At 65.7% G+C, this 14,428-nt stretch carries 10 protein-coding genes and 1 tRNA gene; 5 read left to right on the top strand and 6 right to left on the bottom strand.

Features of this window, described 5'->3' with window-relative positions; all coding sequences use genetic code 11:
* Window positions 1-13: 13 nt before the first annotated feature.
* A complete protein-coding gene (locus tag ACG2LG_RS14895; protein WP_396260242.1) occupies window positions 14-1,789 on the bottom strand; it encodes an L-fucose isomerase in 1,776 nt (591 codons plus the stop codon).
* Window positions 1,790-2,006: 217 nt separating this feature from the next.
* On the opposite strand from ACG2LG_RS14895, the gene ACG2LG_RS14890 reads away from it, so the two are divergent.
* The 3 genes from ACG2LG_RS14890 to ACG2LG_RS14880 all read left to right on the top strand — a co-directional run bounded on the left by ACG2LG_RS14890 (window position 2,007) and on the right by ACG2LG_RS14880 (window position 4,605).
* On the top strand, window positions 2,007-3,749 hold the full coding sequence (locus tag ACG2LG_RS14890; RefSeq protein WP_396260240.1) for an alpha-L-rhamnosidase C-terminal domain-containing protein: 1,743 nt from the start codon (window positions 2,007-2,009) through the stop codon (window positions 3,747-3,749).
* Window positions 3,750-3,812: 63 nt separating this feature from the next.
* A tRNA-Thr gene (locus ACG2LG_RS14885) sits at window positions 3,813-3,885 on the top strand.
* Between the two features lie 105 nt (window positions 3,886-3,990).
* A complete protein-coding gene (locus ACG2LG_RS14880; RefSeq protein WP_396260238.1) occupies window positions 3,991-4,605 on the top strand; it encodes a DUF1294 domain-containing protein in 615 nt (204 codons plus the stop codon).
* A 123-nt stretch (window positions 4,606-4,728) separates the two neighbouring features.
* Here ACG2LG_RS14880 and ACG2LG_RS14875 read toward each other — a convergent pair whose 3' ends face one another.
* From ACG2LG_RS14875 to ACG2LG_RS14860, 4 genes are read right to left on the bottom strand one after another with little or no spacing between them, the layout of a single operon-like run.
* Window positions 4,729-5,472 (bottom strand): SDR family NAD(P)-dependent oxidoreductase, encoded by a 744-nt coding sequence (locus ACG2LG_RS14875; protein WP_396260236.1) that lies wholly within the window; start codon window positions 5,470-5,472, stop codon window positions 4,729-4,731.
* Window positions 5,473-5,489: 17 nt separating this feature from the next.
* Window positions 5,490-6,785 carry an FAD-dependent oxidoreductase gene (locus ACG2LG_RS14870; RefSeq protein WP_396260234.1) on the bottom strand — a complete coding sequence of 432 codons (1,296 nt, stop codon included), beginning with the start codon at window positions 6,783-6,785 and terminating at the stop codon, window positions 5,490-5,492.
* Window positions 6,782-8,221, bottom strand: coding sequence for a UbiA family prenyltransferase (locus ACG2LG_RS14865; protein ID WP_396260232.1), 1,440 nt, complete (start codon window positions 8,219-8,221; stop codon window positions 6,782-6,784). The genes ACG2LG_RS14870 and ACG2LG_RS14865 overlap by 4 nt, the downstream gene beginning before the upstream one ends.
* Window positions 8,214-9,968 (bottom strand): tetratricopeptide repeat protein, encoded by a 1,755-nt coding sequence (locus ACG2LG_RS14860; RefSeq protein ID WP_396260230.1) that lies wholly within the window; start codon window positions 9,966-9,968, stop codon window positions 8,214-8,216. Before ACG2LG_RS14860 ends, ACG2LG_RS14865 begins: the two co-directional genes overlap by 8 nt.
* 146 nt (window positions 9,969-10,114) lie before the next feature.
* Between ACG2LG_RS14860 and ACG2LG_RS14855 the strand changes: the two genes are divergently transcribed.
* The gene (locus ACG2LG_RS14855) at window positions 10,115-12,151 is read left to right on the top strand and encodes a sensor histidine kinase (protein WP_396260228.1); all 2,037 of its coding nucleotides are present in this window, start codon (window positions 10,115-10,117) and stop codon (window positions 12,149-12,151) included.
* A gap of 7 nt (window positions 12,152-12,158) precedes the next feature.
* Complete coding sequence (locus ACG2LG_RS14850) at window positions 12,159-12,827, top strand: response regulator (RefSeq protein ID WP_396260227.1); 669 nt, start codon at window positions 12,159-12,161, stop codon at window positions 12,825-12,827.
* A 208-nt stretch (window positions 12,828-13,035) separates the two neighbouring features.
* On the opposite strand, the gene ACG2LG_RS14845 is transcribed toward ACG2LG_RS14850, so the two are convergent.
* Entirely contained in the window at window positions 13,036-14,409 is a 1,374-nt protein-coding gene (locus ACG2LG_RS14845; protein ID WP_396260225.1) for an SGNH/GDSL hydrolase family protein, read from the bottom strand.
* Window positions 14,410-14,428: the final 19 nt, after the last annotated feature.

Raw genomic sequence — 14,428 nt, 5'->3', positions numbered from 1 at the left:
ATTCTCCGGAAGGCTATCCGTACAGCGGGCCGTAGGTGGCGCAGGCGCGGAAGTCGGCACCCTCCAGGTCGGCGGTGCCGAAGGCGTTCCAGGCACTGGGGCGGAAGACGCGGTCGCCGCCGACGTTGTGCATGTAGACCGGAATGCGCAGCATCGACGCCAGCGTGAGATACAGGTGGCCGACGTGGCCGTAGGTCATCACGCAGTGGTTGGCGCCCCAGTGGTTCATGACCTCGTAGGCGCTGACGAAGGCACCCTCGCCGGTGAGCTTCGGGGCGAACCAGGTCGTCGGCCAGGTTGGGTTGGTGCGCTGGTCGAGGGCGTCGTGGACCTCGTCGGGCAGGTCGATGGTGTGCCCCTCGGCGACCTGCAGCGCCGGGCCGAGGCCGTCGACGAGGTTGAGCCGGATCATGGTCGCCGGCATGCCGCCCCTGGTGCGGTAGCGCGTGCTCCAGCCGCCGCCGGGGAAGTACTCGGTGATCGACGGGTGCCAGGTGGTCGCCTTGAGGCAGGCGTTGACGTCCTTGTTGGTGATCTCCCAGTGCGGCTTCATCACCGGTTCGCCCTTGGTGGTTTGCTCGCCGGTGCCGTCGAGGGCGGCCGGTCCGGAGTTGATCAGGTGGAGGATGCCGTCCTTGACCAGCGGATGCTTGAGGGCCTTGCCGCTGGCTTGCTTGATCGCGTCGGTGCTCCAGTAGGTGCGCAGGTCGGCGAAGATCTGGGCGGTGTTGGTCAGCAGGTGACCGAAGAGCATCCCGGCACCGTTGAGGGCGTCGTTCTCGGTGGCGAGGATGTAGGGCGCGCGCTTGCCGTTCCAGTCGAAGGAGGAGTTGAGGATGGCCTCCATGAAGTCGCCGTTGGGGAAGTGGTCGGTCCACTGGCGCTGGCCCTGGAAGCCGGCGGCGATCGCGTTGTGGCCGAGTGCCTGTTCGCCGAGCCCCTTGCGCTTGAGCTTCGGGTTGCCGACCATCAGGTCACGGGCGATCAGCGCCATTTTCACGCTGTCCTCCCATTCCTGGTCGAGCTGCTCGCGGGAGCGGGTGGTTTCCGGCGAGTTGTAGTCCTTGCCCTCCTTGCAGTGCTTCTTCACCCAGGCGAGGGCGGTTTCGAATTCCTTGGTGTCGTATTGACCCTTGCGCATGCGTCCGGCGATTTCGCTCATGTCGACCGCCTCGACCCGCATGCCGAGCCATTTCTCCCACATCGCGGGATCGACCACCGATCCGGCGATGCCCATCGAGGTGCCGCCGATCGAGAGATAGGATTTGCCGCGCATCAGGGCGACGGCGAGGCCGCAGCGGGCGAAGTTGAGAAGCTTTTCGCGGACGTCGTCGGGGATGCTCGTGTCGGTGGCGTCCTGGACGTCCTTGCCGTAGATACCGAAGGCCGGGAGCCCCTTCTGGGCGTGACCGGCGAGCACGGCGGCGAGATAGACCGCGCCGGGACGTTCGGTGCCGTTGAAACCCCAGACCGCCTTGGGCGTGTGCGGGTCCATGTCCATCGTCTCGGAGCCGTAGCACCAGCAGGGGGTCACCGTCAGGGAGACACCGACGTTCTTGCTGCGGAACTTGTCGGCGCAGGCAGCGGCCTCGCGCACGCCGCCGATGCAGGTGTCGGCGACCACGCATTCGACCGGTGAGCCGTCCGGGTAGCGGAGGGTCTCCGCGAAAAGCGAGGCCACGGCCTCGGCCTGCTGCATGGTGCGTTCCTCAAGGGATTCGCGGACGCCGCCGAGGCGGCCATCGATGGTTGGACGGATGCCGATGCGGGGAAAAGCTCCGGATTTCATGGTGCCCGAAGCCTGTCAGGACCCTCCGGACATGTCACGGGACAAGCTCCGATTCGCGGGAAGATGCGAAGCTTTTGCAGCGATAGGAGGGGTGATCCGGGCTGAGGTGTCGATCCGCGTCTCCCCCGATTGGGGCATGCCCGGAACTTGGTTTTCGCTTGGATGATGCCGCCGACCCGTGCGGAATCGACCGGACCTCCTTCCACCCTTGTTGTCCATGATGAATCTTTGCTTGTTCCTGCGTTCCGGTGCCTTCAGCGCGGTGGTGTTTCTGTTCTCGGTGACCTGCCTGGTTTCAGCGGCGCCGGTCGGGTTGGTCGAGGAAAGACCACTGGAGATCCGCACGTTGGAGGACGGGCATCTATGGATTGATTTCGGCAAGGTCTCGTTTGGCAATCTCGAACTGAAGGCTCCGCAGGACGCCGAGATCGTCGTGCATTTCGGAGAGGCCGCCGCGGACGGACGGATCGATCGCGAGCCACCCGGCACCGTGCGCTACTCCAAGGTCCCGCTGAGCATGAAGGCGGGAACGCAGATCGTCGCCCCGCCGGCCGACAAGAAGAACACCAGCACCAACGACGACCGCCATCCGCCGGCCATCCTGACGCCCGAGGAATGGGGCGTGATCACGCCCTTCCGCTGGGTGGAAATCGAAGGCTGGCCCGGTGAGTTGAAGCCCGAACAGATCGTGCGCCGCTCGGCCTTTCCGGTGGGATGGGATGACGAGGCCGCCGCGTTCGAATCCTCGAACGAGACCCTCGACGCGATCTGGGAACTCTGCCGCTACTCGATCAAGGCAACTTCGTTCGCCGGCGTTTACGTCGATGGCGACCGCGAGCGGATCCCCTACGAAGCGGACGCCTACCTCAACCAGCTCAGCCATTATTTCGTCGACCCCGACAAGCAGATGGCGCGCGACACCTACGACCGGCTGATGGAGCATCCGACCTGGCCGACGGAATGGGCGCCGCACATGGTGTTCATGGCGCATGCCGACTGGATGCACACCGGCGACGCCGAGTGGCTGAAGCCGCGGTATGAGGCGCTGAAGGGCAAGCTGCTGATGGACCGCGTCGGCAAGGACGGTCTGGTCGTGAGCAACGAGAAGCAGGTCAAGCGCGACGACATCGTCGACTGGCCGAAGGGCGAGCGCGACGGTTACGTGTTCCGCAGGGTCAACACGGTGGTCAACGCCTTCCACATCGAGGCGCTGCGGCGGATGGCGGCACTGGCCGACGCGGTGGGAAAAATGGACGAGGCGAGCGAATACCGGATGCGGGCGGACAAGGTGGAGAAGGTTTTCAACGAGAAGCTTCTGATGAAGAAGGGGGTCTACCGCGACGGCATCGGCACCGACCATGCGGCCTTCCACGCCAGCATGTTTCCGCTGGCCTTTGGCCTGGTCCCCGAGGAGCAGGTGCCGACCGTGGTCCGGCATCTGGTCGGCAAGGGCATGGCCTGCTCGGTCTATGCGGCGCAGTATTTCATGGAAGCCCTGTTTGAGAACGGGGCGGGGGATGAGGCGCTCGATCTGATCCTCGCCGACGGCGACCGCAGTTGGCGGCACATGCTGGAGAGCGGCACCACCATCACCTGGGAGGCTTGGGATCATAAGTACAAGCCGAACCAGGACTGGAACCACGCCTGGGGCGCGGCGCCGGCGAACCTGCTGCCCCGCTACGTGCTCGGGGCCGACCCGCTGGAGCCCGGATGGGAGGTGGTGGGCATCCGACCGAACCTCGGCGATCTGACCTACGCGAAAGGCCGGGTGCCGACCGTGAAAGGTCCGATCGAGATCGAATGGAAGGTCGAGGGCGAGGTCCTGCACCTCGATCTCGAGGTGCCGGAGGGGATGGGCGTCCGAATCGACCTGTCGTCCGAGTCGCGGAAGGTTTACGTCAACGGCAGCCCCAAGGCCCTGTCGCCGAAGGATGGCTGGATGCCACTCCTGCTGAATTAGGGCGGAATTCTTCGGACTTGTCAGCGCGGTGCGACCGGGTAGTTTTCCGCGTCTCCGGGAAATGCCCGTTTAGCTCAGTTGGTAGAGCAGCTGTTTTGTAAACAGCCGGTCGCTGGTTCAAGTCCGGCAACGGGCTCTCCTCCCGCTCACGACCCATCACCGACCACCCAGACCGGCTGGGGGGCCGTTCATGGATGTCGCTTGAATATCGAGTGAGCCAAAGTAGCGTAAAGACCGCTTGATGAAGGAGGCCAGTTACCGGGGCGTGATCGTGGATTGGAAGGCCAAGAGTCCTTTCGGTTTCGCGGAGGCGAATGACGAGAAGATCTTCCTGCACATCACCAACTTCGTGGACCGGCCGCGGTGGCCGGAGAAGGGCGATGAGGTTTCCTTCGAAATGGGGCAGGATGCGCAAGGCCGAATCTGTGCGCAGGACATCGTGCTGCATGTTTCGCCCAGCGTCCTCGGCTGGCGTCACCTCTTCGAACTCGGGCTGTTGCTGATGCTTCCGGCGCTTGCGCTTCCCGGGCTGATGGAGTTCCTGAGTTTCTGGTGGATCGCCTTCTGCGTCGGGATCCTGTCGTTTCTGGCCGGCCTGCTGCAGTGGCTCGACAAGCGCCATGCGATCGCCTCCAGCTCACGGGTGCCCGAGGCGACCCTGCATCTGTTTGAGCTCTTCGGAGGTTGGCCCGGGTCGTTTCTCGGTCAGCGTGTCCTGCGCCACAAGATTTCAAAGGGCTCCTACCAATGGGTGTTCTGGGCGATCGTGCTCGTGCACCAGTTGTTCGCCCTCGACTTCATCTTAGGCGGCCTGCTTTGGAACGGACTCCACGGGCTGGTGCCGGAAGCCGGCTAGCCCGAATCACGCGCTTGGAGGCAGGCCGCCCCCGGCCTGCGGGCCGATTGGCGTTCGCAAGCGGGAAGCGTTGCGGGGCGAGGGCGCCCCGCCTCCGGAAGCGGCCGCGACGGCGTGCCGATCCTACAGCTTCGTCTTGTGCAGGACGAACTCGGGAAGGTGGCGAATGACCCCCATGACGAGTCGCCACCAGCCGGGCAGGTAGGCGGTGGACTTGCGCTTGTGGATCGCCTTCCAGGCGGCCTCGCCGACTTTCGAGGCGGAGGAGAAAAGCGGGCCCTTTTCGATGTTGGCCGTCATCGGGGTATCGGTCAGGCCCGGCTTGAGCAGGGTGATGGCGACGGCCGGCAGGTCGGCGAAGCGATGCCGCAGGCCGGCGAGGAACGTCTCGAGAGCCGCCTTGGTGGCGCCGTAGAGGTAGTTCGACTGACGCCCGCGGTCGCCGGCGACCGAGCCGAAGACGGCCAGCGTGCCCTTCTGTTGCTTGTCGAGGATGCGGGCGCAGGCCGCGGCGATGCGGACCGGGCTGATCAGGTTGATGTCGATCTCGCGGCCGGTGGCGTGGGGGTCGGCAAGGGTGGCGTCCTGGTCGGGCAGCGAGCCGTGGGCGATGAGGAAGAGGTCCCATTCCTTTCCCGCAAGCAGGGACTCCCAGCCGGCATCCGGGTTGAGCAGGTCGGTGGCATGCACCTCGCACACCGCGCCGCGGGCACGGAGGTCGGCGGCCACGGTTTCGAGGCGGTCGGCATTGCGACCGATCAGGAGGATCTCGGCGGGGCGGTCCGCCAGCAGGGCGCGCAGGGTCTCGCCGGCGATGGCCGAGGTGGCTCCGAAAACGGCGGTGCGGTAGGATGGGGAATCGCTCATGGTGGCGGGGCGGGGGTTCAGGCGTTCATCCGTTTCCAGAAATCCGAGCTCATGCCGGGATCGACATGCGGGCGGAATTCATCGAGGCGCGGATACGAGCGGACAAAGTCCTCCCGGCTCATCCGGGCGTCCTTGGCGGGGTAGAAGCGGGCGTCGCAGGAGCGGGCCACCTCGTCGAGGCGCCCGAAGAGCTCGAGGGTGGATTCGCCCTGGTTGGCGAAGTCCAGGGCCAGGGTGATGCCCGGAGAGGGGAATGACAGCATCCCCGGCGAGGCCTTCTCTCCGAAGGTCTTGATGACGGCGAGGAAGGAGCCCTGACCGCTCTCGGCAATGATCCGGAGCATCTCGCGCATCGGTTCGGCGCCGGCACCGGTGGGGGTGACCACCTGATACTGGAAGAAGCCGCGCTTTCCGTAGATCCGGCTCCAGCCCTGGACCGAGTCGAGCGGATGGAAGAACGGCGAGTAGTGCTGCTGGAGCGAATTCGTGCGGCCGAAAAAGCGCCGGTAGTAGAGGGTGTTGAAGGCGGTGATGCTGAAGCGGTTGAGCGCGAAGTTGGGGAAGTCGACCGGTACCGAGGCACCGGGCGGCTTGTGCGGATCCAGTCCGCCGTGGGCCGACCAGTTGCCGCGGATGAAGATCCCGCGCCCGAGGCTTCTCCCGCTGGCGGCGCAGTCGATCCACGCCACGGTGTGCTCCCAGAACCGCTCGGAGTCCTTCGACAGCTCGAGGAATTCATCGAGCCCGCTGAAGCGAACCAGTTCGACATCGAGCTGCGCCGAGCGGATGGGCACGAGCTGGAGTTCGGCCCAGGTGATGATGCCGGTCAGCCCGAGACCCCCGATCGTCGCGGCGTGGCGGGGGTTGCCCTCGGAGAGCAAGGTCCGGGTGCCGTCCGAGCGCAGCAGCTCGAAGCGCGGCACATGGTTGCCGAAGCAGCCGGCGCGGTGGTGGTTCTTGCCATGGACGTCGTTGGCGATCGCCCCGCCGAGCGTGACCAGCCGGGTGCCCGGGGTGGTCGGGAGAAACCATCCGCGCGGCACGCAGAAGCGCAGGATCGCATCGAGCGAGATGCCACCCTCGGCACGCAGCAGGCCGGTCCCGGGATTGAAGTCGAGGATGCGGTCGAGGAAGCGGGTCTCGATCATGCGTCCCTCGCTGAGCAGGCAGGAATCGCCGTAGGAGCGACCGAGGCCGTAAGCCAGGACCGGGCCCGGGGCGGGCCGGATCTGGTCGGCCCAGGCGGGGGCGTCGACGGTGGTGGTGACCGGTGAAACGCGGCCCCACGAGTGCATGGTGCGGGTGGTGTTCACGATGGCAGGGGTTGGGCCAGCAGCACACAGGCCAGGCCGGCAAGGGCAAGGATCCAGGTGCCCCGGTCCTTCAGGGCGAAGACCACCGGGTCGTCGTGCATGAGGCCGCGGTGGGTCAGGAACCAGATCCGGGTGATCCAGTAGAAGGCGATGACGCAGATGCCCCAGAACCACTCGTGGCGGGCGTAGAGCGAGGTGACCTGGTCGCTGTTGGAGTAGAGCGAGAGGACGATGCAGGAGGCCACACCCGAGGCGATTCCCAGCGCGGAGATGGTCGGGAGGTCGTCCTGCAAGTAGCCGCGGCCCTTGATTTCGCCGTCGCCGCTGTCGGCGGTGATGCGGAGCTCGACGCAGCGCTTGGCCGCCGCCAGGGAAAGGAAGATCAGGAAGGTGAAGGCGAAGAGCCAGAACGAGACCTTGGCCTCGGAAATGATGATGCCGCCGACAATCCGCGAGAGGTAGAGGAAGGTGAGCAGGAAGATGTCGGCGATGGCAACCCGCTTGAAGTAGAGCGAGTAGGACAGCGTGGTCGCGATGTAGCCGAGCAGCAGGAGCCCGAAGGTGGGGGAGAGCACGAAGCCGCCGACGAGCCCCGCGGCGACCAGGCCGGTCGAGGCGATGAGAATGCGCTGCAGGCTGGTCCGGCCGGAGGCCGCGAGCCGATCCCGCTTGCGGGGGTGGGCGCGGTCGTACTCGAGGTCGAGCAGGTCGTTCCACAGGTAGGTGCCCGAGGCGCACAGGCTCATGGCGAGGAAGGCGGCCGCCAGTCCGGCCAGTTGCCAGACGGTGTGAAAGTGGTGCCCGGCGAGGAAGGGCAGGGCGATGAGAAGATTTTTGGCCCACTGGTGGACGCGGATCGCACGCACCCAGTCCGGCCACGAGGTCGAGTTGGTGCAGAAGGAGCGTTCGACGTCGTAAACGGCCTTCGTCTTGGTGAGCGTGGACTCGTCGTGATAGACGACGATGGCCTTCCGTGCGTGTTCCCAGACGGCTTGGTCGGAGGTGGAGTCGCCGGCGTAGTCGAAGCCCTGCTCCCCGAAGCGCTCGACCAGCAGGGCGGCCTTGGTTCTGCCCTTGAGATTCGTCTCGTCGTCCGACGCCAGGATCTCGTCGAAGGGGAAGAGGTCCCGAACGGGGCCGAGCGCCTCCTCGTGCGACGCGGTCACCAGCAGGATCTTCCGGCCGTTCGCCTTTTCCTCCTCGAGCCACGCGAGGACCTCCCGGTTCACCGGGGGCGGGGTCTTCGGGGGATCGACCGCCCGGGCGAGGCGGCCCTTCAGGTGTTGTTTGCCCTTTGCAAGCCAGATCGGCAGCCGCCAGGCATCGAGGGGCCGATGGCGCAGCAGGCGGAGCACACCTTCGATCAACAGGTCCGAGCGGATGAAGGTGCCGTCGAGATCGACGCAGAGGGGGAGGTTGTCCGTTTCCTCACTCATCTTCCGGGCCTTCCCCGAGGGCCTCGAGGGCGGCGAGCAGTTGGGGATTCTCGGGGTGGAAATCGAGGCCGCGGGTGAGTTGATGGCGCTGTTTCTCGGAGTCGCCGGCGTTCCCGTACATCTCGGCGGCGGCAAGGATCGCCCGAAGATGGAAATCCGAGCTGGGACGGCGCAGGACTTCGAGGAGGTGGGCGAAGGCCTCCTCGGTGCGCGCGGGATCGCGGCCGATCATCTTGCCCAGATAGTAGTTGATCGACTGCGGGCTCTCGGGGTCGATGTGCCGCTTTTCCCGCGCGGCCTGGAGCATCGCCATGGCCTCTTCGAATTCCTCCCGCTCGTAGTGGACCCGGCCGAGGACCACATAGGGGGTCGAAATGCCCTCCGTGTCCTCGATGGCCTTGCGGGCGAAGGGCTCGGCCAGGTCCGGTCGGCCGTGATCGACCATCACCTGCGCGACGACCATTTTGGCGAGGTACTGATGGGGACGGGCGGCGGCGGTGCGCGCCATCATTTCCACGGGGACCGTCCAGGCGCTGGCCCAGACGCGGAGTTCGACCAGATTGGCGGCCCGGGCCGTGACGACAAGCGCCAGCAGGACGAGGGCGAAGCGTTTCGCCGAGGGTTCGATGTCGGCCTTGCGCGACAGGCGGAGGAGGCTGCGGAGAATCGCGACCGTGGCGAGGGTCAGGCCGATCGCGGGGATGGGCACGTAGTAGTCGGCGTAGGGGGTGTTGCCGAGCGGGACGAAATTTCCCGAGGGAAAGGCGGCGAGGAAGAACCAGGCGAGGCCGAGGACGAAGAGGTTGCCTGGTTTCCAGAAGCGGATGCAGAGCACGCCGATGCCGATGAGCATGAGCCAGCAGAAGGGGATGATGATCGCCGGAATCGACCGGTCCCACAGGTAGCTGCCGAGGAATTCGAGCCGGCCCCACGGAGCGAGCCACATCAGGAAGTGGGTCCACAGGAAATAGGGGGCCGAGGCGGCGATCTGCCAGTTCTCGATTTCGGTGGTGAAGGACGGGTTGTTGAGGCGGGCGGTGGACGACCCGCTCTGGTGCCGGATCAGCAGCCAGGCGATCACGACCACCGCGATCCCGGCGTAACGGGCGATGCTGGATCTGGCGAAGAGGCGGCGTCCGCGATAGAGGTCGAACATCACCGCCAGCGGGGCCGTCGCGACCGCGGTTTCGTAGGAGCAGAGGCCGAGCGCCAGCAGCAGGAAGAAGCCGATGCCGTCGGGCAGACGCCCGGATTCGCCACGCCAGCGGTCCCACAGGGTCAGGCCGAAGGCCATCGAGGCGGCGGCGACCGAGATGTTCAGGGCGCTGGGCCAGATCGCGGTGCTCACGTGGGCGGCCGAGAGCGACCAGATGGCGGCGGCGGCCAGCGCCCACAGCGGGCTGCCGGTGAGGCGCCGGGCCAGGGCGAAGACGCCGAGGGTGGCGACGAGGTAAGCGGCGAGTGTCACCCAGTGGTAGGCCACGGCGGAGGCGCCGGCCTGTTCCATCAAGTAGAAGAAGACGTTCTTCACCGGGCGGAAGAGCGAGAACACGTCGCTGCCGAGTGCATCCGCCACCGAGTCGAAGGTCTCGATCTGCTTGAGCGAGATCAGGTCGTCGAACACCAGCGGTGCCTTGAAGGCGGGCTGCAGCAGGATGGCCAGCACGACCGCGAGCACCACCATGCCGGCCACGGCGATCCACCGGTGGCGGGTGGGGGTGGGCTGGGAATCGTCGCGGTCCTCCATGCGCCGCCTAGAAAAACCACGAAGCCGGTAGTTTGGAAATCCTAAATATTGGAGATGGGAAGGATGCCGGAGCCGGCCACCGCTTGATGGGGTGTCGAAATCCGCTCTCCCGGAGCGGGCCTTTTCCTGCTTAGGCTGCGGACACGATGACGCGGGCAATGGTTCGAGGCGTGGTGGCGCTGCTGGTTTCCGGGGCGAGCGCCGGGGCGGCGGATTGGGGCGAGGACCTGGCGCGGAAGTTCGGCGGCAGGCTCGATGCGATCGACCAGGAGTTGGCGCGGATCGATGCGGATCTGGTCGGGTTGCCGGTTTTGCCGCGCGACGATCAGGGAGGGTCGGGGGGATTTGCCAGCCTGCATCCCGAGCCGCGGGGCGAGTTTCCCATGGTGGTCGAGTGGGGCGAGCCCGCACCGGTCGACTTTGTCGCGCTGGTGCCGGCGCGCCGCTACGAGATCGACGGACTGAACCGGCAGTATGGTCTGCCGGACGACTTCCGGGTCGAGTTGACGGATGCGCAGGGTGAGGTCGTGACCACGGTGGCGGAGGTGACCGACACCTGGAGCCATCCGGTGCGCGGCGGTCATCCCTTCGTCTTCCGGCTTTCACCGCCGGTCAAGGCGGCCGGCCTGAGGATCGTCGCCCAACAACTGCCGGGCGATGGCGATCGATTTGCCCACGCCTGGTCGGAAGCGTTCGTTTTTTCCAGGGGCGTCGATCTGGCGGCCGGGACAAGGGTCGGCAATCCGGGCGGCCAGAATTCGGCGGCGCCGTGGCAGTGGGCGCCGGAGTTTCTGGTCGACCGTCAGACGCCGCTGGGCCTTCCGGAAATGCCGGCGGGGGAACACCGGAACATCGGCTGGCTTTCACGGGGGCGCGAGCGGGCCGACGAGGTGACCTGGCTCGAGCTCGACCTGAGCGAGGTGCGGCGCTTCGACCGCCTGAGGCTGATCCCCGCGCGGCGCCCGACTTCGGATCTGCCGAGCGGCTTCGGATTTCCCCAGACCTTCAAGGTCAAGGTCGGCGAGCAGCGGGACGATTTCGAAACGAACGGCTCGAAGCTGGAGGTTTCCATGCGCAATCCCGGTCACAATCCCGTGGAGGTGAAACTGGGTGAGCTTTCCGGGCGCTTCGTGCGCATCGAGGCGACCCGCTTGTGGAAGCCTTTCGAGAGCTACCCGGCGTTTTTCGCGATGAGCGAGGTCGAGTTGTGGAACGGCCCCGAGAACGTGGCGCTGGGGGCGCGGGTGCGCTCGCCCGACGGGATGGGAAACGTGATCGCCTCCGGTGCCCGCTTCTGGAGCACGGTGAGTTTGTGTGACGGCTACGGGCCCGACGGGAAACTGGTGCCGACGCAGGAATGGCTGGCGGCGATCGACCGGCGGCTGGCCCTCGAGACCGAGCGCCACGAACTGCGGCGCGAAGCCGGCCGGATCATTGCCGACTGGCGCCGGGCGGTCTTCTGGGTGCTCGGGTTGCTGGGCGGCGTGGGTGGCGTGGCGCTGGTCGTCCTGCCGCTGCGCTACCGCATCCGGGAGCGCCAGCAACTGCGGGCGGTGCGCGAGCGGATCGCCGGGGACCTGCACGACGAGGTCGGCAGCAATCTCGGCAGCATCCAGATGTTCGCGGATCTGGCCGAGGGGCGGACCGGGCCGTCGAAGGAGCTGAGCCGCATCCAGCGCATCGCGGCGGAAACGGTGAGCGCCGTGCGCGACATCGTGTGGCTGCTGCGACCGCAGGGCGGGGCACGGATCGGGACCGTCGAGCATCTCCGCGAGACCGCGTCGATCATGCTCGAGCGTCTCGAGTGGAAATTCACGGCCAACGAGGCGGCGTGGCAGACGGAGCTTTCCGACGAGCAGAACCGGCACCTGTTCCTCTATTTCCGCGAGGCCCTGCACAACATCCTGCGGCATTCGGAGGCGAAGACCGTGACGATCCATGCCGATGAGGGCGACGGAGTCTTCGCGCTACTGATCACGGATGATGGGGTGGGCATCCCGGAGGCCAAGCGGGAACGTCCGGCGACCCTGAGGGCGTTGCGCCAGCGGGCGGAGGCGTTGCGGGCGGAGTTTGGCGTCGAGAGCAAGGATGGTGATGGCACCGCCTTGCACCTTGCGATCCCGCTGCGAAAGTCCAAACGAAGCAACGCGGGGATTGCCTCGAAGGCGGCGCAAGGTGCATGATCCGACCGTGGCGAAGGACGATAATGGGGCCGAGAGGCCGACGCAGGTGATCCTGGTGGAGGACCACGCGGACTTCCGCGAATCGGTATCGATGGTCCTCGAGGACCGCGGTTACGAGTGCGTGGGCGATTTCTCGACCATGGAGGATGCGCTGGAAGCGATGCGCGGCGGTCTCCAGGCCGACGTGGTGCTTTCGGACCTCGGCCTCCCGGGAATGAGCGGCATCGAGGGCATCAAGCAGGTCCGCGAGATCATGCCCCGCTGCCAGGTGCTGGTGCTGACCGCCTTCACCGACAAGGAGAAGGTCTTTGCGGCCCTCGAGGCCGGTGCCCACGGCTACCTGGTGAAGGCCGGCAGTGCGACGCGCCTGATCGAGACCCTCGAGGAGGTGCTCGCCGGTGGGACGCCGCTCGATCCGAAGATCGCGGGCATGATTCTTTCGAGCTTCCGCAAGCTCAGCCCGATCGCCGGTGCCGAGACGCTCTCGGATCGAGAGTGCGAGGTGCTGCAACTTTCGGCGAAGGGCCTGACCCGCCAGGAGATCGCCGACTCGCTGAAGCTCAGCACCCACTCGGTGACCGAGTACATCCGCCGGAGCTTCGACAAGCTGCACGTGCGCAGCCTTCCCGCCGCCGTCAGCGAGGCAATTCGCCGGGGCTTGCTGGATCTTTCGTGAGGACCGCCGATCTCCGAATCGGCATCCGGCGTGGCTGTGTCCGGTAGGCTCCGATGCCGATTCGGAGATCGGCGGTCCCTGTCCCTATTTATGGCGACATGACAGGATGGCGGAAATCGCGCACTCTTCCGCTGTCGCCGGGAGTAGAGGCCCCGGTTTCATGACACCCAGAAAAGGGTTCGCGCGCAAGCGCGGCCCTTTTTTGTTTTCAGGGCCGGGGGGCCGCGCGGAAGCGCAGGAAGTACCGGTCCTCGCCGCCGGGAGGCGTGACGGTCCGCTGCGCGCCGTTGATCGAGATCCGTGCCTCGGGAACCGGGGTCCAATCGCCGAGATCCGGCGACTCCTCGGCGCTGAGTGCGGCGTATCGCTCGTCGGCCGGCGTCCACGAAACGCCGCCGGGCCACGATCCGGTGAAGGGCGTCGAAAAGGTGTTCGGCGGGGTGCCGAGGATCATCTCGACGAGGTTCGGCAGCCCGTCCCGGTCGGGGTCGTCATCGGGACCATCGGTGGTCACCCCGAAGCCCGCGATCCAATCGAGGTAGGGTTGGTCGGGATCGAGCAGAAGGATGTCGAGGATCTCCCGATTGCTGAAGGGCGTGATGGTACCGGGGAAATCCGGATCAGCCGCAGCGATCTGATTGATCGCCGCGATGACTTCGTTGGCGATGAGTAACTGACCGACGGTGTGGGGGTGGAAGCCGTCCTTGCAAAAAAGGTGATCGGGCGGGTTGTAGGGATCGCCCGCGTCGCTCACAAACTCGGTGCCATTGAGGTCGTAGGGTCCGGGAACCAAGCCTAGTTTGATGTCAAGGATTTCACTGGTCAGGTTGTCGACCCTGGCCACCGTGGTCTTGGATTTCGTGGAAAAGGTGCTCACGATGTCTTGGTTTATGAGCGCGATCGCGGCGCGGGCCGCCGCGATGTCCGGGCTGGTGCGGGAATTGAACACGTCCGGTGTCGCACCGACATCGGGGACGGTGGCAACCACAATTGGTAAGTTTGGTGCCTGAGTCCGAATCCGGGTGTGGATAGTCTCAATTCGGTCGTGGACCTCACTCAGGAAAGGATTGGGTGGCGGGGTGGTGATGATGTTGTCGTAGGCTCCCTTCAGATCGTTGCCGCCGAGGAGGATGACGGCGACATCGACGGACCCAAGGGAGGCCAGTAGGTTGCTACCAGTGTTTGCAAACAGACCCGGGTAGACAAAGCCAGAGGTCTTGCCATTAAGAATATTTACCCAGTCCTCGGTGGTCATGGCCACGAGTGCGAAGTTGTATTGGTAACCTTCGTAGCGCGTGTCTCCCGGATTGAAAATGTTCCATAGCCTCGTCCACATTCCGAACACTCCAAAATCCGCCTCGGCAGATCTTCTCAGCTCGAGTAGCTCCGGCCAATTGAACGCGCGTGGGTTGTTCGAGGGAGGATCCGGCTCGGGATAGACGCTGCCAACGGTGAAAATGTTGTCGAGGCTAGAGATCGCTCCGTATTCATCTGTAATGCTGTCGCCGATGGTCAGGATTCTGACCTGCGCCGTGGACACGGCGCAGGTCAGCAGGAGGATGACAGCCAGGAAGCGAAGCATGCGGGAACCTACCCCCATT

The sequence above is a fragment of the Haloferula sp. A504 genome (assembly GCF_044385805.1).
GTDB lineage: Bacteria > Verrucomicrobiota > Verrucomicrobiia > Verrucomicrobiales > Akkermansiaceae > Haloferula.
This window is presented reverse-complemented; position numbering and strand designations above follow the sequence as displayed.